This is a genomic window from Arenibacter hampyeongensis, assembly GCF_002909255.1.
Lineage (GTDB): Bacteria > Bacteroidota > Bacteroidia > Flavobacteriales > Flavobacteriaceae > Arenibacter > Arenibacter hampyeongensis.
Window position 1 is genome coordinate 28,781 of the sequence record NZ_PIOB01000007.1, and the last position, 25,879, is coordinate 54,659.

Consider the following 25,879-nt stretch of genomic DNA (forward strand, 5'->3'; position numbering starts at 1 on the left):
ATGTGAATAAAATGAAGTACATTTTAAAATTATTTGTATTCTACATAATCTTGGTTGTCGAAGCGGGTAGCGCCCAAGACAAGTCCCTACAAATGCCCTTATCTTTTATCGCCCAAAATTTAGAATTTAAAGGAGTGGCGGTTCAAGATGATCTTTATACTATTTGGGGCTGTGCGCCAATTCAGGATGAGGATGGAAGAACGCACTTGTTCGTAGCTCGATGGCCAGAAAAGAATGTTGATCCAGCCTGGAGGAAATCTTCTGAAATAGCGCACTACGTTTCCGATTCCCCTGAAGGGCCTTTTGCTTTTTCCGATGTTGCCATAAAAGGTACGGGAAGGGATACTTGGGATAAATATGCGCCACACAATCCAGAGATAAAGAAAGTGGGCAATTACTTTGTGTTGTTGTATATAGCTAATACTAATTATCTACAACCACCACATCCAAGTAATCAGCGCATTGGAATGGCAATTGCAAAATCTCCTTCGGGTCCATGGAAAAAAGTGGGAAAGGACGGAATGATATTGGATGCTGACAATCCATTAAAATGGAATTATAAATCCAGTATGGGAGTGGCCAATCCCGCCTTATTGGAAGTAAATGGGAAATACTACCTATACTTTAAAACTAAAACCACAGATGGGATTCTAAAATATGGCCTGGCTATAGCCAATAAATTAAAGGGCCCATATACTATTAAGGACAAGCCCGTTACTTCGAACAAGGGGGCATTGGAGGATGGAACCGTTTTTGCTTATCAGGATCATATTTTTTTGTTGACCACCGACAACCATGGTCAAAATACAGGCATAGTTGGCGGAGGTACATTGTGGAAATCTAAGGACGGACTTACTTTTAATTTGGAAGATGCCACTATAGGTTATGATCTTCTGCCTTCATATTATAAAGAATTCGATATTAAAAAAGTAGTGAGAATATATGGACCCGATCCCAAAATTGAACGACCTAAAATTTTAATGATAAATAAGAAACCGGCATATTTGTACGGCCCTGCAGGTTGGAATATTTTTGGAGGTGACAGAACCGTTGGCCATGTTTTTAAAATAAATCTTAACGAATGAAATTTGGAAATATTTTTTGGATTCTTGTAATGCTCCCATTGTTATTGACATCCCAAGACAAAAAAACCGATTTAAAAATCATCACGTATAATGTATGGAATGGTTATGACTGGGGCAAGGATCAAGAAAGAAGGGAAAAAGTACAAAACTGGATAGGTGCACAAGTGCCCGATGTGGTTGCCCTTCAGGAACTATGTGCATATACTCCGGAAAAATTGCAGGAAGATGCCGAAGTCTGGGGTCATGATTACTCCGTTTTATTGAAAACAACGGGCTATTCCGTTGGCCTTACCTCTAAATATCCCATAGAGGTAAAAGAAAAAATAATGGAAGGAATGCATCACGGTGCTTTGCATTGCAAAACAAACGATATCGACTTTTTGGTAATTCACCTTCATCCGGGAAGTATTTCCCGCAGGAGGGAAGAAGCTGATATCCTATTGGGAAAATTGGATGCCATAGCCAAATCTACCTCAAAATATGTGGTATTGGGGGATTTTAACGCCCACTCTCCATTTGATGCCGATCTATATGATCCCAATGGGGATTTATTAAATAGATTAAGAAAATCCAATGCGGGAAAAGGGTTGGATGGCAATTTGGTTAATGACACTTTTGATTATGCAGTAATTTCTAAATTCTTATCGCTTCCTTTAAATGATATGGTTCAAAAATATTCTGCGGGTTTAGCTGAAAGGGGTAGTTTCCCGGGACAGGTTTTGGGGGAGGTGAATAAGGAAAGTTCGGACCAACTGGTTTCACGCCTTGAGCGAATAGATTACATTATGGTTTCACCTGAGTTGTCGACAAAAAATTTGGATGCAAAAGTCCATAATGGTGCGGAAAATTGGTATTTGTCCGATCATTATCCTGTTAGTGCCAGTTTTGATCTAAAGGATTGATTGGCAGGTTTTTCTGAAATAAAAATCAATTCATAAAATATTTTAGGAAGCAAATTACAATTCGTAAATTGCAGTCTCTACAAAAGAAGGATGATTTCTCTCCCCAAGAAGGAATTGCTTAAGTTTTATTTAATAGTTATAAAATTATGTCAGTTTTAGAAAAATTAACTTCTAAGGATGCAATTGCATTAGAGGAAAGATTCGGAGCACACAATTATCATCCATTACCCGTAGTTTTGAATAGGGGTGAAGGAGTGTTTGTTTGGGATGTTGAAGGGAAAAGGTATTATGATTTTTTATCGGCCTATTCGGCGGTAAATCAGGGACACTGTCATCCTAAAATTGTGAATGCCATGATGCGGCAAGCGCAAACGCTTACTTTAACTTCCAGGGCATTTTACAATGATATGCTGGGAAAATTCGAGAAATTGGCTGCAGAAACATTTGGGTATGACAAGCTGTTGCCCATGAATACTGGGGCAGAAGCCGTGGAAACTGCGCTAAAAATTTGTAGAAAATGGGGCTATGTGAAAAAAGGAGTTCCTGAAAACCAAGCACAAATTGTAGTTTGCGAAAATAATTTTCACGGGCGTACTACTACTATAATTTCCTTTTCAAATGATCCTGTTGCCCACAAAAATTATGGACCCTATACAGAAGGTTTTATTAAAATTGAGTATGATAATCTGAATGCGTTAAAAGAGGTTTTGGAAGGGAATAAAAATATTGCAGGATTCCTTGTAGAACCCATACAAGGGGAGGCAGGAGTTTATGTGCCATCGGAAGGATATCTCGCAAAGGCAAAGGAGTTGTGTAAAATGCATAACGTTCTTTTTATTGCTGATGAAGTGCAGACTGGAATAGCACGTACTGGTAAATTATTGGCAACCTGCGGTAACTGTAATTGTCCGGAAAGGCATTGTAGCGGGACACCTGAAGTGAAGCCGGATTTATTGATTTTAGGAAAGGCCCTTTCCGGTGGTGCCTACCCAATTTCTGCAGTTCTGGCCAATGACGAAATTATGGAAGTTATAACACCTGGTAGCCATGGAAGTACATTTGGTGGAAATCCAGTGGCAGCAGCTGTTGGCATAGCAGCACTCGAGGTGGTTAAGGAAGAAGGCCTAGCTGAAAATGCCTATCAGCTTGGTGAAACTTTTAGGGAGGAACTCAATAAGTTTATTCCAACATCTAACATTGTAAATGCCGTTAGGGGCAAAGGATTATTGAATGCCATATTGATAAATGATACCGAAGTCAGTTCTACGGCTTGGGATATTTGTTTGGCCTTAAAGGAAAACGGTCTCTTGGCTAAACCAACCCATGGCAATATTATACGGTTCGCCCCGCCTTTGGTAATAAATAAGGAACAACTCCTGGAGTGTGTGGAGATTATTATAAAAACGCTTAAGAAGTTTGAAAAGTAATTTACCTATAGGTTTTAATTTATGGCCCGTTATTCCTTTTATAGCGGGCTTTTATTTTATCCCGGTGCCAAAAGGGTGAAAGGATAAATGTTTATATTTCGCAGAATAGTAAATAGGACAATAATTATGAAAAGTACTATCGGTGTTTTGGGATGATATATTAGATCTGGCAAAGTTTTTTTATTCTTTAAAGGGATGTAATTACGAGCCCAATGATAAGCAATCAATAAAAAGGCAGGAATAAAGAGGATATTATGCCGAGCAACACCTAATAGATTAAAGTGTAGCAGATCATGCAGTGCCCTTTGACTACCGCAACCAGTACAATAATAACCGGTGGCAGTTAAAAACGGACATTTGGGGAAGTAGTAAGAACTACTGGGATTAATAAAAAAATATAGGAGTAGTATTCCAAGTAATACCACCCCTATAATAATTGTCACCGTTATTTTGATTTTTCTAGAAGTCACCCGCACTCATTAGACCACCGATTATGGCAAAGCCAAATATTGCTATATATAAAAGCCAAAATAGGCCGGCTATGGCAATACCTACAATGGCCCAGGTTTTGGCATTTTTAGAAGCTTTTTCCGCTTGATCATAATTGCCTAGGGCATAGGCCTCATTTACCTTGGCTGCATTTACAATACTGACGATGCCAGGGATTAGGCAACAAAAAACAGTACTGATAATTGCTAATACCAAATAATTGTTTGGTTTGGGGCGAGATTGATCGTTTTCCATAAAATAGTTTAATAAAATTGTTTGATTGTAAGTGTATTTATTGAAGGTTTTGGAAATAATCTTCCATTCGCTCCCTCATAAGTTCTTCGTTCTGTAAGGCATCCCAGCCAATAATAGTGATGATCCAAATAAAGAAGATTACTACTAGGATATTAAGTATAATTCCTATAATGGAAAGGGTTCTTCCTAACTTCACATTGTTGTAGCCTTCATAAATACCGGGGTCCAAAGCATAGAGATTGGTGGCCTTGTTTGCCAAAATAAGTCCGATTATTCCAAATATCAAACCAATAATTCCATAGCAGCAGCATGTAACGATAGAGATAATTCCGAAAACTAAAATCAGTGTTGCGTTTGGCAGTTTTTGTTGTTCCATAATTCTATTTTAATGTATTAAATGAATCATCTTATAAGAATAACTTACAATGATGATTCCGGCGTTTAAGTATAAAAGATAAATTTTAATCTTGAAGGAATTTTTAATATTGAACATGAAAGAGGCCGCAATAAAACCCCCCAGCAATATCAAGGTGTAAATGGCGGGATATATCTTTAGGGCTTCAATAAAATTACCATCCACCAAATAGGAAATGGAACGTTGAAAACCACAACCAGGGCATTCAATACCGAAAATCTGCTTGTTCATACAAGGCAGCATATAATTTTCCAGTTCCAGGAGAATCGCCATTAGGATTAATTAAAGTGCTAATATAATTCTTTACCGAAAATTACTATTATTTTTGGGCAATGAAAACAAAACGGACTTTTTATTTAGTGCTCATCATAGTAGGAGCGGCAATTGCTGGGTTGGGAGACAATATTATGGAAGAGGAATATGCGTTAAGCCTTGGAATTGTCCTTTTAATGTTCGGATTGTACAAAACCACACAATTGTGGAGCAGTGACCAATATAGGGAAGAGGAAAATGAAAAAGAAAATAAGTAATGGAATTTAAAGTTGGAGATAAAGTTGAGGCCATCGATGATGTTATTCAAGGTGTAGTGGTAAAATTAAACGGTTCGCAAATTACTGTAGAAAGCAAGGACGGGTTCTTATTGCGATATACGGCAGATGAATTATTGAAAATTGCCAGCTCCAATGCCATTAAAGTATCGAATTTTGAGGTAGCTCGAATAAAGGCGGAAAAGGAAATACCAAAAAACAGACATCATCAGAAATTAAGGACGAAGGAGCGAAACGCACCGCAGATGGAAGTTGACCTACATATTAATAAGTTGACGCCTTCCACAAGAGGTATGACCAATTTTGAAATGTTAAATCTTCAATTGGATACGGCCAAACGACAACTGGATTTTGCTGTTCGTAAAAAAATACAAAAGGTTGTATTTATTCACGGTGTAGGGGAAGGAATATTAAAGGAGGAACTCTATTTTCTTTTCAAGCGGTACGAAAATGTAAAGTACTATGATGCCGACTATCAGAAATATGGCCTAGGGGCAACGGAAGTATACTTTTTTCAGAATACCCCATGATCATTGGGTTGTTACCGTCCCAAAATCATTGATGCTCAAGTCCGTGATTCGCTGATTGTTGGAACTGTTGATCAAGGTAATCTCGCTTAGCCTTATCGTGTGTTCGTAAGAGGTGTTTTCTCCATCAATAATCTCTGTAGTGGTTATTAATACAGATCCACCTTGAGCCTCAATTTCTTCAATTACCATAGGTTCCGTTACTGGGATAACATCGCAAAAATAGTTTTTGGTTACATTGGCAGAAAATATGCGATATGTTAGGGTGGTGGTACTAGAAATGGGGTATTCAACCTCACCCTCCGATGCTTCATTTTTAAGGGTGCCACTCGCTAAAGTGAGTATTAAAGCTTCACTGTCCGCAATTTTAAAAAATAAGGTGGTGCCTGTTGTGACTGTACTGCCGCAATATTGAATGTCGCTATCGTCAAAATTTATAGTTTCAATTTGTAAATTCCCGTCATCGCAAGAGGAAAGGGCCAAACACAAAAGGATAATAAATACATTTTTCATGCCTCAAATTTAATTGAAATATAAGTTATAATCCTAGAGGTTTGTGAGCATTTTGCAGGAAATTAACTTTATTTCAAGTAATTTTGGCGGACTTTCCTGGAGTTGGGATAGCTTTTAATTCGATTTATAATTAAATGAAAAAGGTTTATTTGGATAGTGCCGCAACCACGCAGGTTAGACCGGAGGTCATCTCAAGAATGCAAGATGCTTTGGCAAATTCCTACGGGAATCCCTCCTCTTCACATGGCTTTGGAAGAACTGCCAAAACAGCTATTGAAAAAGCTCGAAAAACCGTCGCGAAGTATTTAAATGCACACCCTGCAGAGATAATCTTCACTTCGGGAGGAACCGAAGCGGACAATATGATTCTCAGATGCAGTGTTAGAGATCTTGGGGTTAATACCATAATTACTTCCAAAATAGAACATCACGCCGTTTTGCACACGGCTCAAGCCTTGGCATCTGAATATGGTGTTGAACTTCAATTTGTGGATTTGGATAGTGTGGGGAATCCGGACTTGACCCACTTGGAGTCCCTATTGAAAAGGGATGAAAGTAAAAAATTGGTGAGTTTGATGCACGTGAACAATGAAATAGGAAACACCTTGGATATAGAGACCATCGGCAATCTTTGTGAGGATTACAATGCCTTATTTCATTCCGATTCCGTACAGTCCATAGGTCATTATCCTTGGGATGTACAAAAAAACAAAGCTCATTTTTTAACTGCGGCCGCCCATAAATTTCATGGGCCAAAGGGGGTTGGATTTGCATATATAAAAAGGAACACGGGTTTAAAGCCATTGCTATTGGGAGGATCTCAAGAACGGGGTTTTAGGGCGGGCACAGAGCCTTTTCATAATATTGTAGGCTTGGAAGAAGCAATTATTACCGCTTATGAACATCTTGAAGAGGAAAGGACTTATGTAACGGAATTAAAAAGGTATTTTATAGAAAAAATAGCCATGGCAATTCCTGATGTGGCCTTTAATGGTCTTTCGGGAGATATGGATCGGAGCACTTATACCTTAGTGAATGTGCGGCTCCCATTTGATCCGGAAAAGGCGCTCATGTTATTATTTCATCTAGATCTAAAAGGTATTGCATGTTCCAAGGGTAGCGCATGCCAGTCCGGCAGTGATATTGGTTCGCACGTACTTACCGAAATACTATCCCCAGAGGACATGGAAAAGCCGTCTCTCCGATTTTCTTTTTCAAAATATAATACCAAAGAAGAATTGGATTACGTAATAGAGGTGTTGGAAGAATTTAGTTCTCATTAGCTTTTTTTCGGTCTCTAGGCCGTTCCCTATCATAAGGAAATTTTCTAGAAGCCAATTTCATCATCAATTCAATCAGATCGGTAGTGTTTTTTCCCGATTTCTTATTGATTTGTTTTTCGTATTTCCACAGTAATTTGCCTGTAGTCCCATCACTTATTTTTGCACCTATTCTGCCGTAATTGGCGCTGCCCTTAATATAATCCAGTAGGCTAAACTCTGTAGGGACACCTTTGGATAAAAGCACGTTTAAGTCCAATGTGCCACTTATTATGCCGTCAACTTCTAAAATTTCAGCCAGTTCCTTTACGCTATAAACATCAATATTTTCATAGGAAATACCATTCTGTTTTAAAATGGCATTGGTGTTTTTAATATTCTGGAACTCCACTGAAAATTTCTTTTTCTTTTTTCTTTTTGAAAAATAGGTTTCCAGGGCATCCTGCACTGCGTAGCCTTCCTTCATTTCAAGTTCCTTTAATTCCTCATTGGATATCTGGTCCTCCAATTCCAAATTGGTCAAAAAGGGAATAATGGCCAAATTATCATGATTATGGCTCAGTTCATCAAATTTTTCACTCTCATAAATGTTTTTTTGAGCCGAAGCGCCAAGGCAAATGAGCACGAAAATGAATGCAATAATATTTTTCATCTATTAATATTTGTTCTCTAAATAGCGACCGTTAAATTAATCATTTAAGGTGTATTCTAAATTGTTACAGTCTAAATTCTACAGTTCCGGTTTATAAATTTACCCTATTTTCAGCTCTAAAATCGCATCTCTATTTTTATATTCAGAATACGACCGGTCATAAAATTAGGCACGGCAAATTGTTGTCCGTTGGTCAAATCCCGTACCCAGGTGTTGGTTATGGAATTTTGATTGTTAAATAAATTGAATATTTCAAAACCTCCATTTAATTCTTTGAAAAGCCGCAAAAATGAATTTTTGTCATAGGATTTATTGGCCCCCACAAAAATATAGGAAATTCCTAAATCTGCGCGTTTATAATCCCTTAATCTATTTTGATAAAGGTAGGGGTCAGTATAGCTTGGTGATCCCCCGGGTAAACCCGTATTGTAAACAAGGTTTAAATACATTTTAATATCTGGTACCTCGGGCATATAATCCTGAAAAAGAATCCCAAAGTTCAAGCGCTGGTCTGTGGGTCTGGAAACATAACCCTGGTGATCAATGTTTTCCTCTGTTTGTAGATACCCTAGGCTAAACCAAGATTCTGTTCCTGGTACAAAGGCACCGTTTAGCCTAAATTCAGCGCCATAGGCATAAGCCTTTGCATTATTTTTTGCGGCATAGCGTATACGCACATCTTCCAAAGTATAAGGGTTTACATTGGTTAATATTTTCCCATATGCTTCCCCGATTAATGTAAATGGCCTTTGCCATAATTTAAAGCTATACTGGTTTCCCAATACTATATGATAGGATTTTTGAGCCTCTACTTCTGGATGTACGGTACCGTTGTTGTCCCTTAATTCCCTATAAAAGGGTGGCTGCTGGTAGACTCCCCCCGATAGTCTGAATACCATATCTTTTTCCCAATTCGGTTTAATGGAGAATTGGCCCCGGGGACTAAATATAAGATGCGCGCTTTTTGCAATATTTTTTCCCTTTACGGCCCAATAACTGGCTCTAGTGCCCAGATTATAGTAGAAGTTGTGGCCGTTCCACTGTGTCTGTCGGCTGTATTGCACATATCCGGATACTTTAGCCGTATTTACCGAATTCTTGGCAATTATACTTTGGAAGGGAATTAGAGGTGCCTCGAAGGAAATTTCAGGTTCATTACGGTGAAATTCAGAATTGGGAGGGCGCACCAGATACCCTAATGAATCTATGAACTCCGACTCCCTGATTTGGTCACGAATATCCGTATGTTCATATTTAAGTCCCCATGCGATCACGGTCCCGTCATTGGAATATGTTCCTTTGTGTTCCAAATTAATAATTTTGGCATCCAGATCGTTTCTAGCACGGTCGAATTGAGTAGCCAATCCATTGATTGGGGCGGGTTCTCCCAAATTATCGTCCCCGCTGTTGGAATTTAACTCACTGAGCTGGTATTGGGATATGACATCGGAATATTCTTGTTCCCGATTAAAATATAAAGAGGAAATAAGTTTAAAAGTAGTTTTGTTGTTAAGCCGGTATTCCGCTTTCAGGGCATTAAGATTGGTCCTGAATTGGCTTTTTTCACTTCCTGCATAGTACACCGTTAGGGTTTTTATATCGTTTAGTGTTCCAAAATTTGTCTGTCTGGTGAATGGCTTGTTTCGATAATTGTTGATCGATAGATTTCCCAGATAGCTTATCCGGAACTTAGGTGAAAAGATATAGGTGGTATATTGTTGAATATCAAAATATGAGGGATTATAGTTGCTCCTGGTATTATTACTATTTACAAGAAGACTGTTGTCCCTGGACCTGATACTGGTTATACTGGATAATTTTTTGTTTTTTGATACACCTTCCAAAGTAGCCGCAGTACCTAGCAAGGTTGCCCTTATTTTAAGGCCGAAGGCAACAGGGGTTTTATAGCTGATGTCCAGAACCGAGGAAAGTTTATCCCCGTATTTGGCTTGAAAGCCACCTGCAGAAAATTGTAAATTTTCCACCATATCACTGTTTATAAAGCTTAACCCTTCCTGTTGGCCGGAGCGAATAAGAAAAGGCCTGTATATTTCAATGTCGTTTACATACACCAGGTTTTCGTCATAATTACCTCCACGCACCAGATATTGTGTGCTAAGCTCGTTGTTGGAGGAAACGCCGGGCAAAAGTTTCAGAATATTTTCCACTCCTGCATTTGGTCCAGGAATGTTTCTGACGATATCCGATGAAATAGTAGTAATTCCTTCAATATATCTAGTACCGGAAGGGGTTACTACCACTTCAGCGATCAGTATGGCCTCCTGCTTTAGAACGGGATTAAATTCATAATTTTCGTTCGTATTCAATATGAGATCTCTAAGAATCAGCCTTTCACTGCCGAGATGGGAAAAAGTTATGCTTGTTTCTTGGTCTGCTACAATTTCCAATATATAAAAGCCATTTATATCTGAAAAGGTTCCTTTGTTATCGGAAGTAATATTAACATTGGGCAAAGGTGTTTTGTTTTCGTCAAAAACCACACCTGTAATGGTAGCGGTTTGTGCCTTTAGATAGGTGGTTGTCCCTGTTAAAAAGACCAGAAAAAATAGTTTAAAAAGTCTCAAGGTTTCATTTTCTGTAAAAAGTACTAGTGAAGGTATTACTGTTGCCAACATTATCGGTAACCACAACTTTCAATTCACATTGTTTTTTGTCCAATATAAGATCATCAAAATTATAGGTTATGGTATTTGTTTTAGGCTCATATTCCAAGAGTATCCATTCTCCGTTAAGTGTTGCGTTGTATGAGTCAATCCCGCTTAGATTATCAGTGATGTTTAAACTTAAATAACTATAGTTGGTGAGCCACTGTTTGTTTTTAAAGTTTTTAGGTCTAATCTGAGGGGCTACCGTATCTTTTGCCAATGTATAGGTACCCAAATCCCTAGTGCGTGTAGTAAAGGTCGTTCCCCGTTTATAGGTGGAGGCGTAGCTTACCGACTTACTATTGTCCAGTCTTCCAATAAATAACTGCTTTCTTTCTTCATCGGAATATTTTGAAACGTCAAAAGTTATGGTAAAGTTTCTATGTGCTGGTATCTTGCTGTTGTGAATGGTAACAGTATCCTGTCCGTTTTTCAGGTCGATGTAAAAATTGTTGTAAAAGGTATTCGCTGGAAAGTATACTTTTGCCCCGCCCAAATCAAAATTGTTCGGTTTTTTTGCAATGATATAGATGTCCGTTTTCTCTTCTATTTTTGGAATTTTAATTTCCTGTTGTTGGCCTTCCACAGGGATAATCAATTTGGTGAGATTACCCGCCAGGTCGTTGATGAGAATTTCCACATTATAGGATAAACCTTCGCTAACGTCAATTTTCCCATCGTTATAAATGGTTCTGTAAATGCCCAATAGATTGCTTTCGTCCTTAAAACACTTCTGGATCCGTTCCCTAAAGGTACTATAATGGTCATAATCTATCAAGGTGTTTATATAGCGACTTTCTGGAAACGAGAATGTTTCAAAATCGTAATCGGTATATAACTTCCCGTTCACTACTTGTTTTACGGAATAAACCCCATTCTGGTTTGCTGCCAGGTCTTGACGGTCAAAGGTATTTATACCAAAACCGATAGTACCCAGGGCGGTTACTTTGTCGGCAAGAAAAGTGCCATCACTTTGTCTATGGTATTTTAATTTTATTTTTTCCTGACTTTGGTTTACCTGTGAGTTGTTCGAAAGGGGATAGGCATAAACACTCAATAGGGTTGGGTCAGTAGCATCCCTTACTTCCAGGCCATGTAGGAGAGGGTTTGTGGGCATTTCAGAGGCGCTGTTCCTTATTTCGAAATGTAAGTGGGGACCAGCAGAGCCTCCAGTATTTCCTGTAAAGGCAATTAATTCGCCCTTTAGGACATTAAGTTCTGAAAAATCTGGAAAAATTTCTACTTCAAAAGATTTTTTTTGGTACTGAACCTGCTTGATGTAAGCTTCTATTTCTGGCGAAAATTTTTGAAGATGGCCGTAGACCGAAGTATAGCCATTTGGATGGGCAATATACATAGCCTTACCATAACCCCATTCGGAAACCTTTATCCGTGTAATAGTGCCATCACCAATGGCATAGACCGGTAATCCCTGACGCTGTTGTGTTTTTATATCTATACCTGAATGAAAATGGTTGGACCGCAATTCGCCAAAGGTTCCCGATAAAATTATTGGAATATCCAAAGGAGGACGGAAATAATCCGTGGGATATGGAGCTTGCCCATAAAATGTTGATGCAACTAAAAAAAAACCTAAGATGACGCCTTTCATAAAAATTAAATAATTGGTACGAATGTAATTAATACCATTCTAATTGAAAAAAAGTCTGTGTTATATAATGCAAAGGAGTCATTTATTTTTCTTAAATTGAGGGTAGAAATTTAACTTTAAGAATAATTGAAAAAAGAATTGCTAAGTATAAAGAGGTGTGTTAACTTTGTGTAAAATGCATTGATATTTGCAAATGGGTGAATTGGTAGATATTGTTGATTCTTTAGAAAATAAAATAAGTAAGTTGTTGCATAAGTTAGAGCTATTGCATAATACAAACATAAAATTGGAAGAAGAATTGGTTTCTGTAAAAAATGATCATGAAGCAACTAGGGTTTCAGTGAATGAATGGCAGGAAAGGTACAATTCACTAAAAATGGCAAGTTCTATGCTGGGCAGTGATACAAATAAGACCGAAGCTAAGCTTAAAATAAACACATTGATTAGGGAGTTGGACCATTGTATTGCCCAACTTTCGGAATAGTGTAAATGAATAATATGGCAGAGAAGCTCAAGATAAAGCTTTCTATAGCAGATAGGGTATATCCCTTGACAATAGATCCTTTGCAAGAGGAGGGGCTAAGAAAGGCAGCTAAGAATATAGAACAGCTGGCAAAGAAATTTGAGCAAAATTATGCCGTTAGGGATAAGCAGGATGTGTTGGCCATGTGCGCACTTCAGTTTGCCTCTAAAATTGAGCAAAAAGGAATAGACCAGTCAGAAGGTGTTAAAGAAGCGGCAGAGCGCTTAAAAGCACTTAATCTGTTGGTAAGTTCCAAGCTAGGTATGAAATAACGTTCTTTAAAATATATATAGTTACTGCCCACATTGGTAATTAATTTTTGACAAGCTCAACACTAATTTGTTTGAAAAGGGTGAGTTTAGATTGTAAAAGCAGGCCTTACTGGTATAAGGATCCTTGAGCAGTCTGGTAGCCCTAAACCTGTTTATCGGGGTTTGTACAAAACTTCCATCAATGTGGGCTTTTTTTATTATTAATTTTGAAATTAAATATGGATAGTATAGCAATTATAATAGGATTGGTGGGATTGGCAATAGGTTTTGCCATTGCGAAATTTATGGAAAAGGGCAAGGCCTCGAAAACCATTGCCAGCGCCAAAAAAGAAGCGGCAAACATAGTTAAGGAGGCGAATATTGAAGGAGAGAATATAAAGAAGGATAAAATATTTCAGGCCAAGGAAAAGTTTTTGGAACTTAAGGCAGAACATGAGAAGGTAATCATCAATAAGGACAAGAAAATTTCGGAATCCGAAAAAAGGACCAGGGATAAGGAATCCCAAATAAGCAGTGAATTGGCCAAAGGTAAAAAATTGGGGGAACAACTCGAGATTAAACTGAAAGAGGTAGATTACAAGAGCGAGTTTCTGGAAAAGAAGCAATCCGAGTTGGAAAAACTACATAAAAGTCAAGTGCAGCAGTTGGAAGTAATTTCCGGTTTATCTGCGGATGATGCAAAATCACAATTGTTGGAATCTTTAAAAGATACAGCAAAATCGGATGCCATGGCTTACATACAATCCACGGTTGAGGAAGCTAAGCTTACAGCTCAGCAGGAAGCCAAGAAAATCATCATCAACACCATACAACGTATTGGTACGGAAGAGGCAGTGGAAAATTGTGTTTCCGTATTTAATTTGGAGTCCGACGATGTAAAGGGTAGAATTATCGGTCGTGAGGGACGAAATATTAGAGCTTTGGAAGCGGCTACTGGGGTAGAAATAATTGTGGACGATACTCCTGAGGCCATCATTCTTTCTTGTTTTGATTCTGTTCGTAGGGAAGTGGCACGCCTCTCATTGCACAAATTGGTAACAGATGGAAGGATTCACCCAGCAAGAATTGAGGAGATCGTTAAAAAGACTGAAAAACAGATAGAGGAAGAAATAGTTGAAATAGGTAAACGTACAGTTATAGATTTAGGTATTCATGGCCTACATCCAGAATTGATTAAGGCAGTGGGTAGAATGAAATATCGTTCTTCCTATGGTCAAAACTTATTGCAGCACTCCAGGGAGGTTGCCAAGCTTTGTGGGGTAATGGCCGCGGAGTTGGGATTAAATCCAAAATTGGCAAAACGTGCCGGACTATTACACGATATAGGTAAAGTGCCCAATACTGAGGTTGAGGTAGAAACACCCCATGCAATCCTTGGTATGCAATGGGCGGAAAAGTTTGGTGAGAAACCTGATATTTGTAATGCCATTGGAGCCCACCACGACGAGATAGAAATGAAAACCCTAATTGCACCAATCGTACAGGTTTGTGATGCTATTAGCGGCGCAAGGCCAGGGGCAAGAAGACAAGTACTGGATTCTTACATCCAACGTTTAAAGGATTTGGAAGAAATAGCCTTCGGATTTGGTGGTGTGCAAAAGGCATACGCCATTCAAGCTGGTAGGGAATTAAGGGTAATAGTGGAAAGTGAGAAAGTGAGCGATGACAAAGCTGCTGAACTTTCTTTTGAAATCTCCCAAAAAATCCAAACTGACATGACCTATCCTGGTCAGGTAAAAGTTACCGTAATTAGGGAAACCAGGGCGGTAAACGTGGCCAAGTAATAGTATGTCTGATTTTTTAAAGCCTTCCCAAAAATGATTGCAAAGATCATTTTTGGGAAGGCTTTTTTTATGTTGTACTAATCAGGATTTAAATGGTGTAATTGAGTAAGTTGACGGCTTTGGCTTTCCTTCCCTAATCCTCCTTATAAGGTCTGCTAACAGTCTTATTTTTGTACATGGCCAGTTCCTTCAATCTGGTTTCGGTCCATTCATCCCAATAGGATTGCTGGGAAAAATCACTATAGACGTCCGTATCGTAGGCATCCTGTTTTAACTGAAGTTCTTGGTTGACTTCATCTCCTATACGTTCCACTTTCTTTATAAGGTCCTTATAATTCTTAATTTCTATCTGTAATCTCTGTATAAATTTCCTTGCATAGAGCTCGGTAATGTCAAAGTGTATTTGCTCATGATTTAATACCAAGGATTGGTTCTTATTATTTTTAAAGTATGAAGCTTTGCAATCGAAATAAGTATCCACTTCAATAAGTACTAAGTTCTCCTTACTTTTTACGCTAGTAGCATAACCGAAATAGGCATTTGTTGCCGCAAGATAGGGCTTGTCTTCGGAAGCACCCTTAAAGTCTGTCACCTTAAGTTTTCTATTGGACTTCCATAGGATTTCTTTTTCAAAGTCTTCTGGATTGGGAACGGAATATATATTCCCTTGAAGTCTGTGGCAGGGATTTAAAAGAGCGTTGGGACGCCTATGTTTGGTTATGAATATTAAATTTCCACCAATTCCTTTAGCCTCCTTTTTTGCAGCCTGTTTAACTTGTCGAAGGTTGCAATCTCCAGTAAAGCCATTGTGTTTGGTGGCTATGGTGCCGATCAAAAGGGAGTCGTTGGGCTTAGGATTTTCTTCGGTAATTACAAATAATAAATCTGGTTGTGTTATGGTTTTGGCAAGACCGTTCCCCTTTTCTTTTACAATTATTCTAGGAGTACCGCAGCTTGTTATTAAAATAACAAACCCTATGGCAATAATAAAACTAACCTTGATTTTTCTAATACGCTTAAATTTTTATTTGTTTTTGGTAGGGCCTAATCTTCGTCATTGGCCAGGTCCTCTTCACTTTCAGCCTCATCAACCTCTTTCATTAAGTTGTTTTCCAGGATGTTCAACTTTTTAAGTTTGGCTTTCCAAGTGGCCAAGGAATCTTTGTGATTGTTGATGTTTTTAATTACTTCCTTTACCAATGGATTATCCTCTGAGGCATTGGAAAAGAATTGAAGATTGTTTTCCAATTGCCTAATTTCACTTTTACTTTCGTCAATTTTTCTTCTAATAAAAGTACGCTCGTTGGAGATGGCATAGTCATTGTCGTTATTGGCCAACTGCTGAATCTTATTTCCATATTTCAACAATTCGGCTTCCTGTCTGTTGACATTTAATTTTTTGAACAGTGCGTCAAGAATTTTATTGAATTTGGCATTTATACTCTTTTTGTTAAAAGGTACCCTGCCTGCTTCTTTCCATTCCGAAATAAATTCTTTAATGGCCGTCAAATCTTTGTCCTTGTCTCCGCTGAGTTCAAAGCTCTTTAAGTTTTCCAAGCAGGCATTTTTCCGTTCAAAATTCTCGGCTTCCTCTTTGTGAGCTTCATTTTTTAAGGCATGGAAACGGTCAAAATAGTGGTTACATGCGGTTTTGAACTCCTTCCATATTTTGTCGGAATATTTTCTAGGTACATGTCCTATCTTTTTCCATTCATTCTGGATTCTTTTCAGTTCTTGGGTGGTAGTATCCCAGTCTTCACTATCCTTTAATGAAACTGCAAGCTCTAACAGAGCCCTTTTCTTATCAAGGTTTACTTGCTGGTCTTTCTTTAGATTTTTGTAATAGTTGTTCTTGTTTCTATTAAATTCACGTACGGCATCCTTAAAACTTGCCCAAGTTTTCTCATTCACTTTCTGAGGTACTTTCCCGGCCTTAAAAAAGGAATCGCGTAATTTTTCTACTTCCCTTATTTGTTGTTGTAGCTCTTTGTGACTCGATGCAATATGGGAGGCTATTGAACTTATGGATTGGATAATTTCGTTTTTCCTTTCCAAGTTTTGCTCGTAAACCTTTTCCAGGTCTTTATAATATTCCTGACGTCTTTGGTGAAGTAATTTGGTAGCGTTGCTAAAACGGTCCCAAATCTCTTCCCTGTGTTCCTTGCCTACAGGACCAATATCTTCCTTCCATATTTTGTGTAGCGTCTGCAGTTCCTGAAATGCTTTGCTTAAATCCTCTATTTGGACCAACTCCTCTGCCCGAACTACGATTTTTAACTTTTCCTCGTAATTGTGCTTAAAATCCAAATCCCTGAGCTCCCTGTTTAAATGAAGAAAGTCGTAAAATATTTCAATATGATGGTGATAGGTGCGCCATACATCGTTGTAATTTGTACGTGGAATTGGGCCGGCATTTTTCCACCGTTCCTGAAGTTCCTTAAAGTTCTTATAAGTGGTGTTGATATCCTCTTCAACGTTTACCAATGCCTTGAGCTCATTTATGATTTCCAATCTTTGTGTAAGATTGGATTTAAGTCCCTGTTCAAGGCTTTTGTAATAGCTATTTCTTTTTTCCCGGTAATCGGAATAAACCTCGTTAAACTGTCTTTTTGTAACAGAATTGTATCGGAAGTCTATTTCGTTGCCACCACTGGTAACGAAGTCCTCCTTTTTTTCATCTATAAATTCTTGAAATTTTAGATCGAATTCATATTTAATTCCATCCACATGCTTTTTAATAGCCTGTACTTTTTCATTCCTTACCAATCGCTGAAGTTCGCCCACCAAATTCTCCATAGACATGGCATGGTAATCCGGCATAGGAATATGGTGTCTCTGGTGGTTGTCCGAATCTTCTGCATCCTCTGCATTGGATTCATCTATTTCCTCCAAAACATCTTCCTCTTTTTCTACAGTTCCATCTTCGGATTTTTGGTCCTTATTGGCTTCTTCCACGTTTTGTTTGGAAGCCTCATTTTTTTTGTTGGATACTATTTTCTCGGGTGTTTCCTGAATAGAGGGTTCTTCAGGCTTTTTTGCAATAATCTCCTCTTTTTCTTTGGCTTTGGCCTCCTCAGATGCATCTTCCTTTACGTTAATCACCTCCGCATTATTTTCAGAATCAGTTTCCATTTCCTCAGGCTCGAGGGAAGAATTTGTTTTTGCTTCAGTATCCGAATTATTTATGGGTTCAGTATTTTCCGAAGTTTCCTCTGTACCTACATTATTCTGTAGTTTATCTTCTTTATCTTCTAACATTTTATGAATGTTTATAGCTTTCTATATGTAATGTACGGAAATATAATTACATCCGTTTTAATATCAAAGGTAATGAAACTTCTTTTTAAGGATTTAATAAGTGGGGTAAACCTATATTTTTGTAGTTTTTAATATCCTGCTGGTCTTTTAACCTATGAATTCCAAATTTCCCAAGATTTTTCTGCCTGAAATTGAAGCATATTGGAACCGTTGCTAATTTTACCGCCTTCTCGCTCCCCAGCCAATAGGAAGGCTGTTTTTTCTGGATTGTAAATAAGATCGAAAAGTAAATGTTGATTGGTGATAAAGTGGTATGGAATGTCCGGCTTGTCATTTATGTTTGGGAAGGTGCCCAGGGGAGTACAATTAACAATAACTGTATGGTCCGTTATTACTTGCTTGCTTAGATCTGTGTAATTAAGCTGGTCCTTTTTAGGATTTCTGGACACTAATTTATTGGTTATTCCTAATTTATTGAGTACAAAGGCAACAGCTTTGGAAGCGCCACCTGTTCCTAGAATAAGTGCTTTTTTGTGGTGATTCTTTAGATAGGGCTCTATGGATTTTTGAAAACCATACACGTCGGTGTTGTAGCCAATTGTTTCGTTCTTTACAATTTTAATAGTGTTCACTGCTCCAATAGCCTGGGCCTCTTGGTCTATTTTTGATAAAAAGGGCATGATCTGTTCCTTGTATGGAATAGTAACGTTAAAACCTTTGATGTCGCTATTTAATTCCAAAAGGTTTTTGAACAGATCTATTCGCTCAAGATCAAAATTTTCATAAGCATGTTGTTCCAATCCCAGCTCGAAAAATTTATTTGTAAAATATCCCCTTGAAAACGAATAGGAGATATTCTTTCCTATTAAGCCAAATCTATTTTTACCTTTTTCTATTTTTTCCATACCAGTCTAAACCTAATAAAATTAATATCCCAAAAAATATAAAAAATATGGCCCACCAAGTCTCGGAAGATGCCAAATTTGGCAAATATCTTTCATAGTTTTTTATAATGGGATTCCGGCTCGTGTCCAACAGTAAATTACCTGCATTGTCCGTTTTGAAGAGAGTCCGCTTCCAAGGCCAAACTACCCCGAGTGAGCCTGTAATGAAACCTATTATTACCGCTGTAGTAATATGTCTGTAATGTTTAAGAACATAACTTAACAAATGGGAGAGCGTAACCAATCCGGCAGCGGATCCAGTGGTAAACACGGCAAGTATCTTCAGGGTATTGAGCCTTGTCGGATTATCAATAAAACTGAAGTCGCCCCTAAAAATTTCCGAAAAGGAGTCATAAAGTGCGTTTACCGAATCTACCAGGAGAAGTACATAATTACCTAATAGAATGAGGATAAACGACCCGGACAGGCCAGGTAAAGTCATTCCTGAAACACTGATAATGCCACAAAAGAATATAAAGATCAAGTTGTCGTTCTGTGTAGCCGGATTTAGGAAACTTATAGAAATACCTATGGTAAGTCCAAGTATACATGCGGATATGGTCCTTTTTCCCCAATATCCAAAATCTTTTCCAATATAGTAAATAGAACCCAATATCATTCCAAAAAAGGCAGACCATACATAGAGTTCATTCCGTTCCAAAAAATAATCCAAAATTTTGGAGACACTGAAATAACTCACAAGCATACCAAATATTAGGAGCGTTAAAAACTGGCCGTTGGTGTACCGGTAGAAACTTTTCAGCCTACCACTGATCAGGAGTTTAAAGGCTTTTCCGTTTACCTTTTGCAAAGAATAAATAAACTCTTCATAAAAGCCACCTACAAATGCCACAATTCCTCCAGACACCCCCGGAACTTTGTTGGCGGCACCCATAAACAAGCCTTTGATAACAAGGAAAAATTTATCCGTAAAGGTTCTGGGATTTTTCATTTGGGGTAGGAGGTTTATTTTTTTGCAGCCAATTTTTCCAGTATAAAAATAAGGGAAAAACCTAGTATAGCTAAAATAATTGCACTTATTAATTGGGAGTCACCGTCAAAAGAAAAAGGCGATATGTTTTGATCTTTAATGGTAATTATTTTTTCTCCGAACATTTTGGTTTCCAAGACTTCCTTCCAAGGCCAAATTTTGTTTAAAGAACCCAATATAAATCCGGTAAGTAAGGCCAAGGTTAGATTTTTGTAGTGGGTAAACATCCATTTTAAAAGCTTTGCAAAGCTTAGAAGCCCGAATATTGCTCCCAGGCCCACCGTTGCTATAATTTGTAGATCGCGTTCGTGCACCGCGTCCAAAACCGTCTTGTAGGAACCTAACAGTACTAGGATAAAGGCTCCGGAGATTCCAGGTAAAATCATGGCACATATGGCCAGGGCACCGGAAAAGAATAAATAGGGAAGGGATTCCGAATTTTCGGAAGGAGGCAACTGAGTAATATAAAAAGCTATGGCGGCACCAAGTATCAATATTAATATGGCGGCCAAATTCCATTTTTTAATTTCTTTGCCTACGAGCAATATACTTGCCACAACCAGCCCAAAGAAAAAGGACCATAGGGGTATGGGTTGGTTCTCCATTAACCAACTAATGAGCTTGGCCAGCGACAGAACACTAATGCCTATACCTAAGAGTAGTGCTAGTAGGAAGTTGCCGTTGAGTTTAATCCAGAAAGCCCTTAATCCTTCTGTTCTCAAAGTCTTTAAAAGGGATAGGTTTACATTGTTAATACTGGTGATGAGTTCTTCATAAATACCGGAAATAAAAGCAATGGTACCTCCAGAGACACCAGGTACAACATCTGCAGCGCCCATGGCCATTCCTTTTAATAAAATGATAACGTAATTTAATAGACTGCGATTTTCCATAAATGATAAAAAAACAAAAATAGTTTATTTATCTGGAAGCATTTTTCACATCTTCAATTAAGTTTTGAGCCCAATCGGTGTTGTAGAATTGAGGGAATTCGTCCTCAAATAAATGAAGTTGGTCCATGTCTATTTTTAGGGCATTCAACAATCTATATTGAGCCCTGGGGAAATCGCTTATAAGCATATAGAATCCAGCCATTTTATACTGCATTTCGCATCGCTGGGGATAAAATTCATGACCTTGAAGCAATATTTCTATCGCGGCATGAACATCTAGGTTTTGTACAGCTACATCGGCCCAATGAAACCAAGTATCAAATTCGTAGTTCCCTAAGTCCACTGCCTGTTGATAGGCGTAGTAAGCCTCGTCGTTGTTTTTTAGGGCAGAATGAATCTTTCCGCATTTCTTCCAATACTTGGAATTTTCCCCATCAATATTTATGGCCTTATTAATATAGTACAACGCTTTTTTGTAATCTTTTTGCCTTATGTAGTAATCTGTAATTGATAACCAACCTTTATCCAATAATGGGTCTTCATGAACCGTCCTGTAATAATAGGATTTTGCCAATTCATCATTTTTTAATTTTTCGTGACATCTGCCAATCCTTAAATAGGCATGGGAGGTTGGGTCTTCAATGGCAATGGTGGTCTCATAATTTTCAATGGCCTCATTGTATCTACCCATTTTCTCCAATACTTTGCCTTTTTCAAAATAAGCGCCAATAAAAGTGTCGTCGGAAATTATGGCAAAGTCAAAAGCCGTCAATGCTTCCTTATGCATCTTTTTGGTAAAATACATCTTACCCAATTGGTGCCAAGCAACCTCACTGTAGGGGTTTCGCTCCAGATAGTCATTTAGGTACACTATGGCACCGTCAAAATCCTCAAGAAATTCAAAACAATAGATCACATTGTAAAGTGATGAATAATCTTCCTCATCATAGGAAACACACATCATGAAATTTTGTTTGGCATCTTCAAAATTATCCATGAACAGATACTCCATTCCAAGTAGTGAATGGATGTCAAAACTGTCATCGGTTAAATTTAAGGCATGGTTTAAAAGGGAGACAGCTGCTTCGTGATTATCCTTTTTGGAATAGATATTGGCCCGTTGAATGTATATTTCTTCGTTGTTGCTATCTATTACCTGAAGCTCATCCAACATTTTTTCGGCCAGCTCAAGATTATTTTCAAAAACAAGGACCTCTATGGACAATAACTTTAGTTCAATACTGCCTGGATGCTGTTGCAACCCTATTTTGATGGCCTTTTTCGCCAAGGAAATTTTACCGTTATTAAGATAATGGTGAATAATATCTTGAAAATCTTCCGCATCAAAGAAGTACACATCATCGGTCTTGAGCATGGATTCAAACTTAGCAATTGGTTGCCCTGGTCTCTCGTTTGGTTCTAACGCCATAGGAACTTCTAGTTATTCATTGGAACTAAAGTAGTCTATTGAAACCCTTAATTCCGACAGATTTGGTCTTTAATATTAACAAATTAGTTAACAATTTATTGTTTAAGGCCGTCCAATACCTCCAAAATCAGTTCACAGCCAAGTGTAATTTCTTCAGTGGTAATGGTCAACGGCGGGGATATGCGAACCGCATTTGGTTCAAAAAGCAGCCAGAATAAAATCAAGTTTTTTGCAGCACATTTAAGTACAACTTCGTTGGCTATTTCTGGTTTTTCCATTATCAAGGCCAACATAAGGCCCTTTCCGCGAATTTCCTTTATTAGTCGATGTTGTAAAAGATTCCTTAACAGTTTCTCTTTTTCCAAAGAATCTTGAATAAGTGTACTTTCAGTTATTTCCTGCAATGTGGCCAGGCATGCGGCAGCAATTACAGCATTGCCGCCAAAGGTGGTAATATGGCCAAGTTTGGGGTTCTCTATTAGGGACAGCATCATATGGTGGGAAGCAACAAAGGCTCCGACCGGCATACCGCCACCCATGCCCTTGCCAATAACCAGAATGTCGGGAATACAATCATAATGCTCAAAAGCGAACAATTTTCCAGTACGGCCAAAACCAGGTTGGATCTCATCCAAAATTAACATGGCACCCACTGCTGTACATCGTTCCCTTACCTTTTTTAAATACCCATTTTCCGGCAATATAAAACCGGCACCACCTTGAATGGTTTCCAAAACTACTCCAGCGGTTTTTTCCGTTATTTTTAACAGATCCGCTTCAGAATTAAAACGAATAAATCCGACATCTGGAATAAGTGGTCTAAAAGCACTTTTGCGTTCTTCATAACCCATAATGCTCAAACTACCCATAGTATTCCCGTGGTAAGCATTCTTGGCCGCTAGAATTTGAGTTCTTCCTGTGAACCTTCTTGATAATTTCAATGCTCCTTCAATGGCTTCTGTTCCGGAATTAACCAAATAAGTGGTCTCCAAAGGAGCGGGGAGATGATGTGCCAATAGTTTGGTATAGGCTACGGCCGGTTCCTGAATGTATTCGCCATAGACCATTACATGCATATACTTACCCAATTGATCTTGGATGGCATTTACCACTCTTGGGTGGCTGTGTCCCAAGCTACAAGCGGAAACCCCAGCAACAAAATCTAGATATGCATTTCCTTTGGAATCGTAAATATAACTGCCTTTGGCGTGTGAAATTTCCAAGGCCAGGGGATGGGCGGAAGTCTGTGCCTGGTATTTAAAATAATCCTCTATCATTTATTCATCGCTCTAATTATCCAGAACCCTAAAAATCCAGGTTTCATCCAAATATTTACCGTTGAAATTACTATCACGGGAATTAAGTGCTTCTTGCCATGAATTAAATCGTTCCAAATACACATAGTGATATTTATTAAATTTTCGGAAGAAATATTTGGGATATAAACCTTTAGCTGTAAGGTTTTTTAAAAATTTTTCATAATTTTTCTTTTGCTCAAACACATTGGCAATTAAATAGTAGCCGGGATCCAATCCGTCTTCCTTGTCGCCCTCTTCGTAACGTTCCTTTGTTTTTGCTTCCGTTAGTGCTGGCTTTGTGACTTTTTTCTGTTGATCTATTTTTTTAGTTTCAAATTTTTTCACAACTGGATCGGGAGGTAGCAATTTTGAAGAATTTATGGAATCACGTTTCCTTTGGTCTTCGGCCGCCTCCTCCGGATCTACATCCAAATCTATGGGGTTTTCCACCCCTTTAATAGTGGCCAGTTTTATATTATTGTCGTCCTCATCAAATATGTCATACTTACTAAGTATTCGCTCATCCCCGCGCCATATGAAACCTTTTAGCAGTCTACTGTTTTCCGGGATGTCCTTTTCCGGGAAAATATCGCCATCAGGATTGGTGATAAAAGTAATATCCTCTATTTCATTATTGGCAAGGGTCATTCTAATGGCACTGCATATGGTCTTGTCTATACCAATGAGTTCCTGGTCATCATTGTACATATAATAGATGACCTCTGTGTTTTTTACCAGATCTATAAGACTAAGTTTGTTGTCGATAAATTTTCCAAAAAGATCCTTGCCCTTGGCTTGATTGTAACCTACTTTACCCACTGTATCCATGGAAATTACAAAGGCATTGTTGATTACCTTCATGGAGTCCAATTTTTCGGTTTCCAAATTGGAAAGTAAATGAATACTATCCCCGGTCATTTGATTTTCGCCATTCCAAATAATAGGTTCGGTAATTAATTCGGTAATGCCGGTCTTTTGGTTAAAATGTATGGAATCGCATTTGCCACTTAAATCTTTCTTATAGAATTTGGCATTCCTGAACGCTCTTATAATGCGCTGTTCGGGCTTTCCTGTGATCATTAGGGTGTCACCGTGCATATATAGGGAATCTTGCTCTACCAGATTAATGGAAACGGCTCTTTTGGTGGCAAATACTGAATCTTTGGCCTTGTATACTTCCGCATAGTGGGCCCTGATCAAGCCATTGTTTATCGTATCCCTTATGGTAATATTGTTCGTAGCGGAAGCAAATTCAGTCTTCTTGTCAAAATACAAACTGTCCCCAGTTATGATGCGATTATTATAATCTATACGGGTATTTTTTATTCCGTATCCATTTTCAATTTTGGTGTCATAAAACCCGCGTTCACAATACATTTTATAGGCTTCTCCAGTGATGGTGGATGGGCCGTATAAATAAGCGTTTTTGGAAACCGTATAATAATCCAATTGTTTGGAAACCAATTTAAATTCTGGATTCACGAGGTTTACACTATCCAAAAATTGCGATTTCTTTAGTTGGGTAAAATAGCGTCCAATTCTGCTGGTAAGGGTATTGGAAGAATCAACTACTGTTCCATAATCTTTGTAATACGCCTCCTGCTTTTCCCTGTCAAATCGTAAGGTGTCCGTGGTAAGGGTCATGCTGGTATGGTTCAAAACCACATTTTCCCAGGCCTTGGCAAGATTCAAATTGCCATCGTAATCTATTTTTCCAGAGGTTAATTGTACGGAATCTCCCTGTTGAAGCTTAATGTTTCCAATTGCCTTTAGCTTATTTTCTTTTTGGTAATATATTGCAATATCACACCATAAATCGGCTCCTGCATGCTCCATTTGAACTTGTTGGTTATCCTTACTAAAGATGGCGGCTCCCGGAAATAGTTTTTCATCTTTGGTAAAAGTACCTCCATAAACAATGTTTATTTGTTTAATCTCCGACTTCGGCTCTTGGGCCAAACCGTTACAACAAATGAATACTGTAAATAAAAAGAATATGGACTTAAGCAATGTTTAAAATTTTGGTCAAAAATAGTATATTTTGGGGGAGGAAGTTACAGTTTGGGATAGTTTTAATAAAATGCCATTAACAAAAAAGCCATCTTAAAAGATGGCT

General features: G+C 38.2%; 25 protein-coding genes and 1 other RNA gene. 10 read left to right on the top strand and 16 right to left on the bottom strand.

Features of this window, described 5'->3' with window-relative positions; genetic code table 11:
- Positions 1 to 11 precede the first annotated feature (11 nt).
- From CWD91_RS16210 to rocD, 3 genes are all read left to right on the top strand, one after another.
- A complete protein-coding gene (locus tag CWD91_RS16210) occupies positions 12 to 1,085 on the top strand; it encodes a glycoside hydrolase family protein (RefSeq protein ID WP_103442019.1) in 1,074 nt (357 codons plus the stop codon).
- Positions 1,082 to 1,987: an endonuclease/exonuclease/phosphatase family protein gene (locus tag CWD91_RS16215; protein WP_103442020.1), complete on the top strand. Its 906-nt coding sequence runs from the start codon at positions 1,082 to 1,084 to the stop codon at positions 1,985 to 1,987. Before CWD91_RS16210 ends, CWD91_RS16215 begins: the two co-directional genes overlap by 4 nt.
- A 146-nt stretch (positions 1,988 to 2,133) precedes the next feature.
- Positions 2,134 to 3,414, top strand: coding sequence for an ornithine--oxo-acid transaminase (rocD, locus tag CWD91_RS16220; RefSeq protein WP_103442021.1), 1,281 nt, complete (start codon positions 2,134 to 2,136; stop codon positions 3,412 to 3,414).
- Between the two features lie 56 nt (positions 3,415 to 3,470).
- Here the strand turns inward: rocD and CWD91_RS23180 are convergent, their stop codons facing one another.
- Genes CWD91_RS23180 through CWD91_RS16240 form a run of 4 tightly spaced genes read right to left on the bottom strand, consistent with a single transcriptional unit; the run spans position 3,471 to position 4,804 of the window.
- Positions 3,471 to 3,890: a DUF2752 domain-containing protein gene (locus CWD91_RS23180; RefSeq protein WP_103442022.1), complete on the bottom strand. Its 420-nt coding sequence runs from the start codon at positions 3,888 to 3,890 to the stop codon at positions 3,471 to 3,473.
- Complete coding sequence (locus tag CWD91_RS16230; RefSeq protein WP_103442023.1) at positions 3,874 to 4,158, bottom strand: CD225/dispanin family protein; 285 nt, start codon at positions 4,156 to 4,158, stop codon at positions 3,874 to 3,876. Before CWD91_RS16230 ends, CWD91_RS23180 begins: the two co-directional genes overlap by 17 nt.
- Positions 4,159 to 4,195: 37 nt before the next feature.
- Positions 4,196 to 4,534 carry a CCC motif membrane protein gene (locus CWD91_RS16235; protein ID WP_103442024.1) on the bottom strand — a complete coding sequence of 113 codons (339 nt, stop codon included), beginning with the start codon at positions 4,532 to 4,534 and terminating at the stop codon, positions 4,196 to 4,198.
- Positions 4,535 to 4,543: 9 nt separating this feature from the next.
- Positions 4,544 to 4,804: a DUF2752 domain-containing protein gene (locus CWD91_RS16240; protein ID WP_239985817.1), complete on the bottom strand. Its 261-nt coding sequence runs from the start codon at positions 4,802 to 4,804 to the stop codon at positions 4,544 to 4,546.
- Between the two features lie 101 nt (positions 4,805 to 4,905).
- On the opposite strand from CWD91_RS16240, the gene CWD91_RS16245 reads away from it, so the two are divergent.
- Positions 4,906 to 5,103 carry a hypothetical protein gene (locus CWD91_RS16245; protein WP_103442025.1) on the top strand — a complete coding sequence of 66 codons (198 nt, stop codon included), beginning with the start codon at positions 4,906 to 4,908 and terminating at the stop codon, positions 5,101 to 5,103.
- Positions 5,103 to 5,651 (top strand): Smr/MutS family protein, encoded by a 549-nt coding sequence (locus CWD91_RS16250; protein WP_103442026.1) that lies wholly within the window; start codon positions 5,103 to 5,105, stop codon positions 5,649 to 5,651. The genes CWD91_RS16245 and CWD91_RS16250 overlap by 1 nt, the downstream gene beginning before the upstream one ends.
- On the opposite strand, the gene CWD91_RS16255 is transcribed toward CWD91_RS16250, so the two are convergent.
- Complete coding sequence (locus CWD91_RS16255; protein WP_103442027.1) at positions 5,652 to 6,161, bottom strand: hypothetical protein; 510 nt, start codon at positions 6,159 to 6,161, stop codon at positions 5,652 to 5,654.
- Between the two features lie 134 nt (positions 6,162 to 6,295).
- On the opposite strand from CWD91_RS16255, the gene CWD91_RS16260 reads away from it, so the two are divergent.
- Positions 6,296 to 7,444 (top strand): cysteine desulfurase family protein, encoded by a 1,149-nt coding sequence (locus CWD91_RS16260; RefSeq protein ID WP_103442028.1) that lies wholly within the window; start codon positions 6,296 to 6,298, stop codon positions 7,442 to 7,444.
- Here CWD91_RS16260 and CWD91_RS16265 read toward each other — a convergent pair.
- The 3 genes from CWD91_RS16265 to CWD91_RS16275 all read right to left on the bottom strand — a co-directional run bounded on the left by CWD91_RS16265 (position 7,431) and on the right by CWD91_RS16275 (position 12,371).
- Positions 7,431 to 8,093 (bottom strand): hypothetical protein, encoded by a 663-nt coding sequence (locus CWD91_RS16265; protein ID WP_103442029.1) that lies wholly within the window; start codon positions 8,091 to 8,093, stop codon positions 7,431 to 7,433. The genes CWD91_RS16260 and CWD91_RS16265 overlap by 14 nt on opposite strands.
- A gap of 116 nt (positions 8,094 to 8,209) precedes the next feature.
- Entirely contained in the window at positions 8,210 to 10,729 is a 2,520-nt protein-coding gene (locus CWD91_RS16270) for a TonB-dependent receptor (protein WP_103442030.1), read from the bottom strand.
- Complete coding sequence (locus tag CWD91_RS16275) at positions 10,683 to 12,371, bottom strand: M23 family metallopeptidase (protein WP_103442031.1); 1,689 nt, start codon at positions 12,369 to 12,371, stop codon at positions 10,683 to 10,685. Before CWD91_RS16275 ends, CWD91_RS16270 begins: the two co-directional genes overlap by 47 nt.
- Before the next feature lie 193 nt (positions 12,372 to 12,564).
- Between CWD91_RS16275 and CWD91_RS16280 the strand changes: the two genes are divergently transcribed.
- The 4 genes from CWD91_RS16280 (at position 12,565) to rny (ending at position 14,950) form a co-directional block, all read left to right on the top strand.
- The gene (locus CWD91_RS16280; RefSeq protein ID WP_103442032.1) at positions 12,565 to 12,855 is read left to right on the top strand and encodes a hypothetical protein; all 291 of its coding nucleotides are present in this window, start codon (positions 12,565 to 12,567) and stop codon (positions 12,853 to 12,855) included.
- A 14-nt stretch (positions 12,856 to 12,869) separates the two neighbouring features.
- A complete protein-coding gene (locus CWD91_RS16285; protein WP_103442185.1) occupies positions 12,870 to 13,166 on the top strand; it encodes a cell division protein ZapA in 297 nt (98 codons plus the stop codon).
- Positions 13,167 to 13,220: 54 nt separating this feature from the next.
- A non-coding RNA gene (ssrS, locus tag CWD91_RS16290) (6S RNA) lies at positions 13,221 to 13,330 on the top strand.
- Positions 13,331 to 13,384: 54 nt separating this feature from the next.
- The gene (gene rny / locus CWD91_RS16295; RefSeq protein WP_103442033.1) at positions 13,385 to 14,950 is read left to right on the top strand and encodes a ribonuclease Y; all 1,566 of its coding nucleotides are present in this window, start codon (positions 13,385 to 13,387) and stop codon (positions 14,948 to 14,950) included.
- Positions 14,951 to 15,083: 133 nt separating this feature from the next.
- Here rny and CWD91_RS16300 read toward each other — a convergent pair whose 3' ends face one another.
- The 8 genes from CWD91_RS16300 to CWD91_RS16335 form a co-directional block, all read right to left on the bottom strand.
- The gene (locus CWD91_RS16300) at positions 15,084 to 15,785 is read right to left on the bottom strand and encodes a hypothetical protein (protein ID WP_103442034.1); all 702 of its coding nucleotides are present in this window, start codon (positions 15,783 to 15,785) and stop codon (positions 15,084 to 15,086) included.
- A gap of 209 nt (positions 15,786 to 15,994) precedes the next feature.
- On the bottom strand, positions 15,995 to 18,208 hold the full coding sequence (locus CWD91_RS16305) for a DUF349 domain-containing protein (protein ID WP_103442035.1): 2,214 nt from the start codon (positions 18,206 to 18,208) through the stop codon (positions 15,995 to 15,997).
- A 152-nt stretch (positions 18,209 to 18,360) separates the two neighbouring features.
- Entirely contained in the window at positions 18,361 to 19,113 is a 753-nt protein-coding gene (locus tag CWD91_RS16310; RefSeq protein ID WP_103442036.1) for a shikimate dehydrogenase family protein, read from the bottom strand.
- Positions 19,091 to 20,104 carry a DUF368 domain-containing protein gene (locus CWD91_RS16315; RefSeq protein WP_103442037.1) on the bottom strand — a complete coding sequence of 338 codons (1,014 nt, stop codon included), beginning with the start codon at positions 20,102 to 20,104 and terminating at the stop codon, positions 19,091 to 19,093. Before CWD91_RS16315 ends, CWD91_RS16310 begins: the two co-directional genes overlap by 23 nt.
- 14 nt (positions 20,105 to 20,118) lie before the next feature.
- Positions 20,119 to 21,036 carry a DUF368 domain-containing protein gene (locus tag CWD91_RS16320; RefSeq protein WP_103442038.1) on the bottom strand — a complete coding sequence of 306 codons (918 nt, stop codon included), beginning with the start codon at positions 21,034 to 21,036 and terminating at the stop codon, positions 20,119 to 20,121.
- A gap of 28 nt (positions 21,037 to 21,064) precedes the next feature.
- Positions 21,065 to 22,465 (bottom strand): tetratricopeptide repeat protein, encoded by a 1,401-nt coding sequence (locus CWD91_RS16325; RefSeq protein ID WP_103442039.1) that lies wholly within the window; start codon positions 22,463 to 22,465, stop codon positions 21,065 to 21,067.
- A gap of 95 nt (positions 22,466 to 22,560) precedes the next feature.
- Entirely contained in the window at positions 22,561 to 23,742 is a 1,182-nt protein-coding gene (locus CWD91_RS16330; RefSeq protein WP_103442040.1) for an aspartate aminotransferase family protein, read from the bottom strand.
- A 12-nt stretch (positions 23,743 to 23,754) separates the two neighbouring features.
- Entirely contained in the window at positions 23,755 to 25,773 is a 2,019-nt protein-coding gene (locus tag CWD91_RS16335; RefSeq protein ID WP_239985819.1) for an OstA-like protein, read from the bottom strand.
- Positions 25,774 to 25,879: the final 106 nt, after the last annotated feature.

Excerpts from the sequence above, each read along its gene's own strand:
- CWD91_RS16210 (WP_103442019.1), top strand. The coding sequence starts at position 12 with ATGAAGTACATTTTAAAATTATTTGTATTCTACATAATCTTGGTTGTC.
- CWD91_RS16215 (WP_103442020.1), top strand. The coding sequence starts at position 1,082 with ATGAAATTTGGAAATATTTTTTGGATTCTTGTAATGCTCCCATTGTTA.
- rocD (WP_103442021.1), top strand. The coding sequence starts at position 2,134 with ATGTCAGTTTTAGAAAAATTAACTTCTAAGGATGCAATTGCATTAGAG.
- CWD91_RS16230 (WP_103442023.1), bottom strand. The coding sequence starts at position 4,158 with ATGGAAAACGATCAATCTCGCCCCAAACCAAACAATTATTTGGTATTA.
- CWD91_RS16235 (WP_103442024.1), bottom strand. The coding sequence starts at position 4,534 with ATGGAACAACAAAAACTGCCAAACGCAACACTGATTTTAGTTTTCGGA.
- CWD91_RS16240 (WP_239985817.1), bottom strand. The coding sequence starts at position 4,804 with ATGAACAAGCAGATTTTCGGTATTGAATGCCCTGGTTGTGGTTTTCAA.
- CWD91_RS16245 (WP_103442025.1), top strand. The coding sequence starts at position 4,906 with ATGAAAACAAAACGGACTTTTTATTTAGTGCTCATCATAGTAGGAGCG.
- CWD91_RS16250 (WP_103442026.1), top strand. The coding sequence starts at position 5,103 with ATGGAATTTAAAGTTGGAGATAAAGTTGAGGCCATCGATGATGTTATT.
- CWD91_RS16255 (WP_103442027.1), bottom strand. The coding sequence starts at position 6,161 with ATGAAAAATGTATTTATTATCCTTTTGTGTTTGGCCCTTTCCTCTTGC.
- CWD91_RS16260 (WP_103442028.1), top strand. The coding sequence starts at position 6,296 with ATGAAAAAGGTTTATTTGGATAGTGCCGCAACCACGCAGGTTAGACCG.
- CWD91_RS16265 (WP_103442029.1), bottom strand. The coding sequence starts at position 8,093 with ATGAAAAATATTATTGCATTCATTTTCGTGCTCATTTGCCTTGGCGCT.
- CWD91_RS16270 (WP_103442030.1), bottom strand. The coding sequence starts at position 10,729 with ATGTTGGCAACAGTAATACCTTCACTAGTACTTTTTACAGAAAATGAA.
- CWD91_RS16275 (WP_103442031.1), bottom strand. The coding sequence starts at position 12,371 with ATGAAAGGCGTCATCTTAGGTTTTTTTTTAGTTGCATCAACATTTTAT.
- CWD91_RS16280 (WP_103442032.1), top strand. The coding sequence starts at position 12,565 with ATGGGTGAATTGGTAGATATTGTTGATTCTTTAGAAAATAAAATAAGT.
- CWD91_RS16285 (WP_103442185.1), top strand. The coding sequence starts at position 12,870 with ATGGCAGAGAAGCTCAAGATAAAGCTTTCTATAGCAGATAGGGTATAT.
- rny (WP_103442033.1), top strand. The coding sequence starts at position 13,385 with ATGGATAGTATAGCAATTATAATAGGATTGGTGGGATTGGCAATAGGT.
- CWD91_RS16305 (WP_103442035.1), bottom strand. The coding sequence starts at position 18,208 with ATGTTAGAAGATAAAGAAGATAAACTACAGAATAATGTAGGTACAGAG.
- CWD91_RS16310 (WP_103442036.1), bottom strand. The coding sequence starts at position 19,113 with ATGGAAAAAATAGAAAAAGGTAAAAATAGATTTGGCTTAATAGGAAAG.
- CWD91_RS16315 (WP_103442037.1), bottom strand. The coding sequence starts at position 20,104 with ATGAAAAATCCCAGAACCTTTACGGATAAATTTTTCCTTGTTATCAAA.
- CWD91_RS16320 (WP_103442038.1), bottom strand. The coding sequence starts at position 21,036 with ATGGAAAATCGCAGTCTATTAAATTACGTTATCATTTTATTAAAAGGA.
- CWD91_RS16325 (WP_103442039.1), bottom strand. The coding sequence starts at position 22,465 with ATGGCGTTAGAACCAAACGAGAGACCAGGGCAACCAATTGCTAAGTTT.
- CWD91_RS16330 (WP_103442040.1), bottom strand. The coding sequence starts at position 23,742 with ATGATAGAGGATTATTTTAAATACCAGGCACAGACTTCCGCCCATCCC.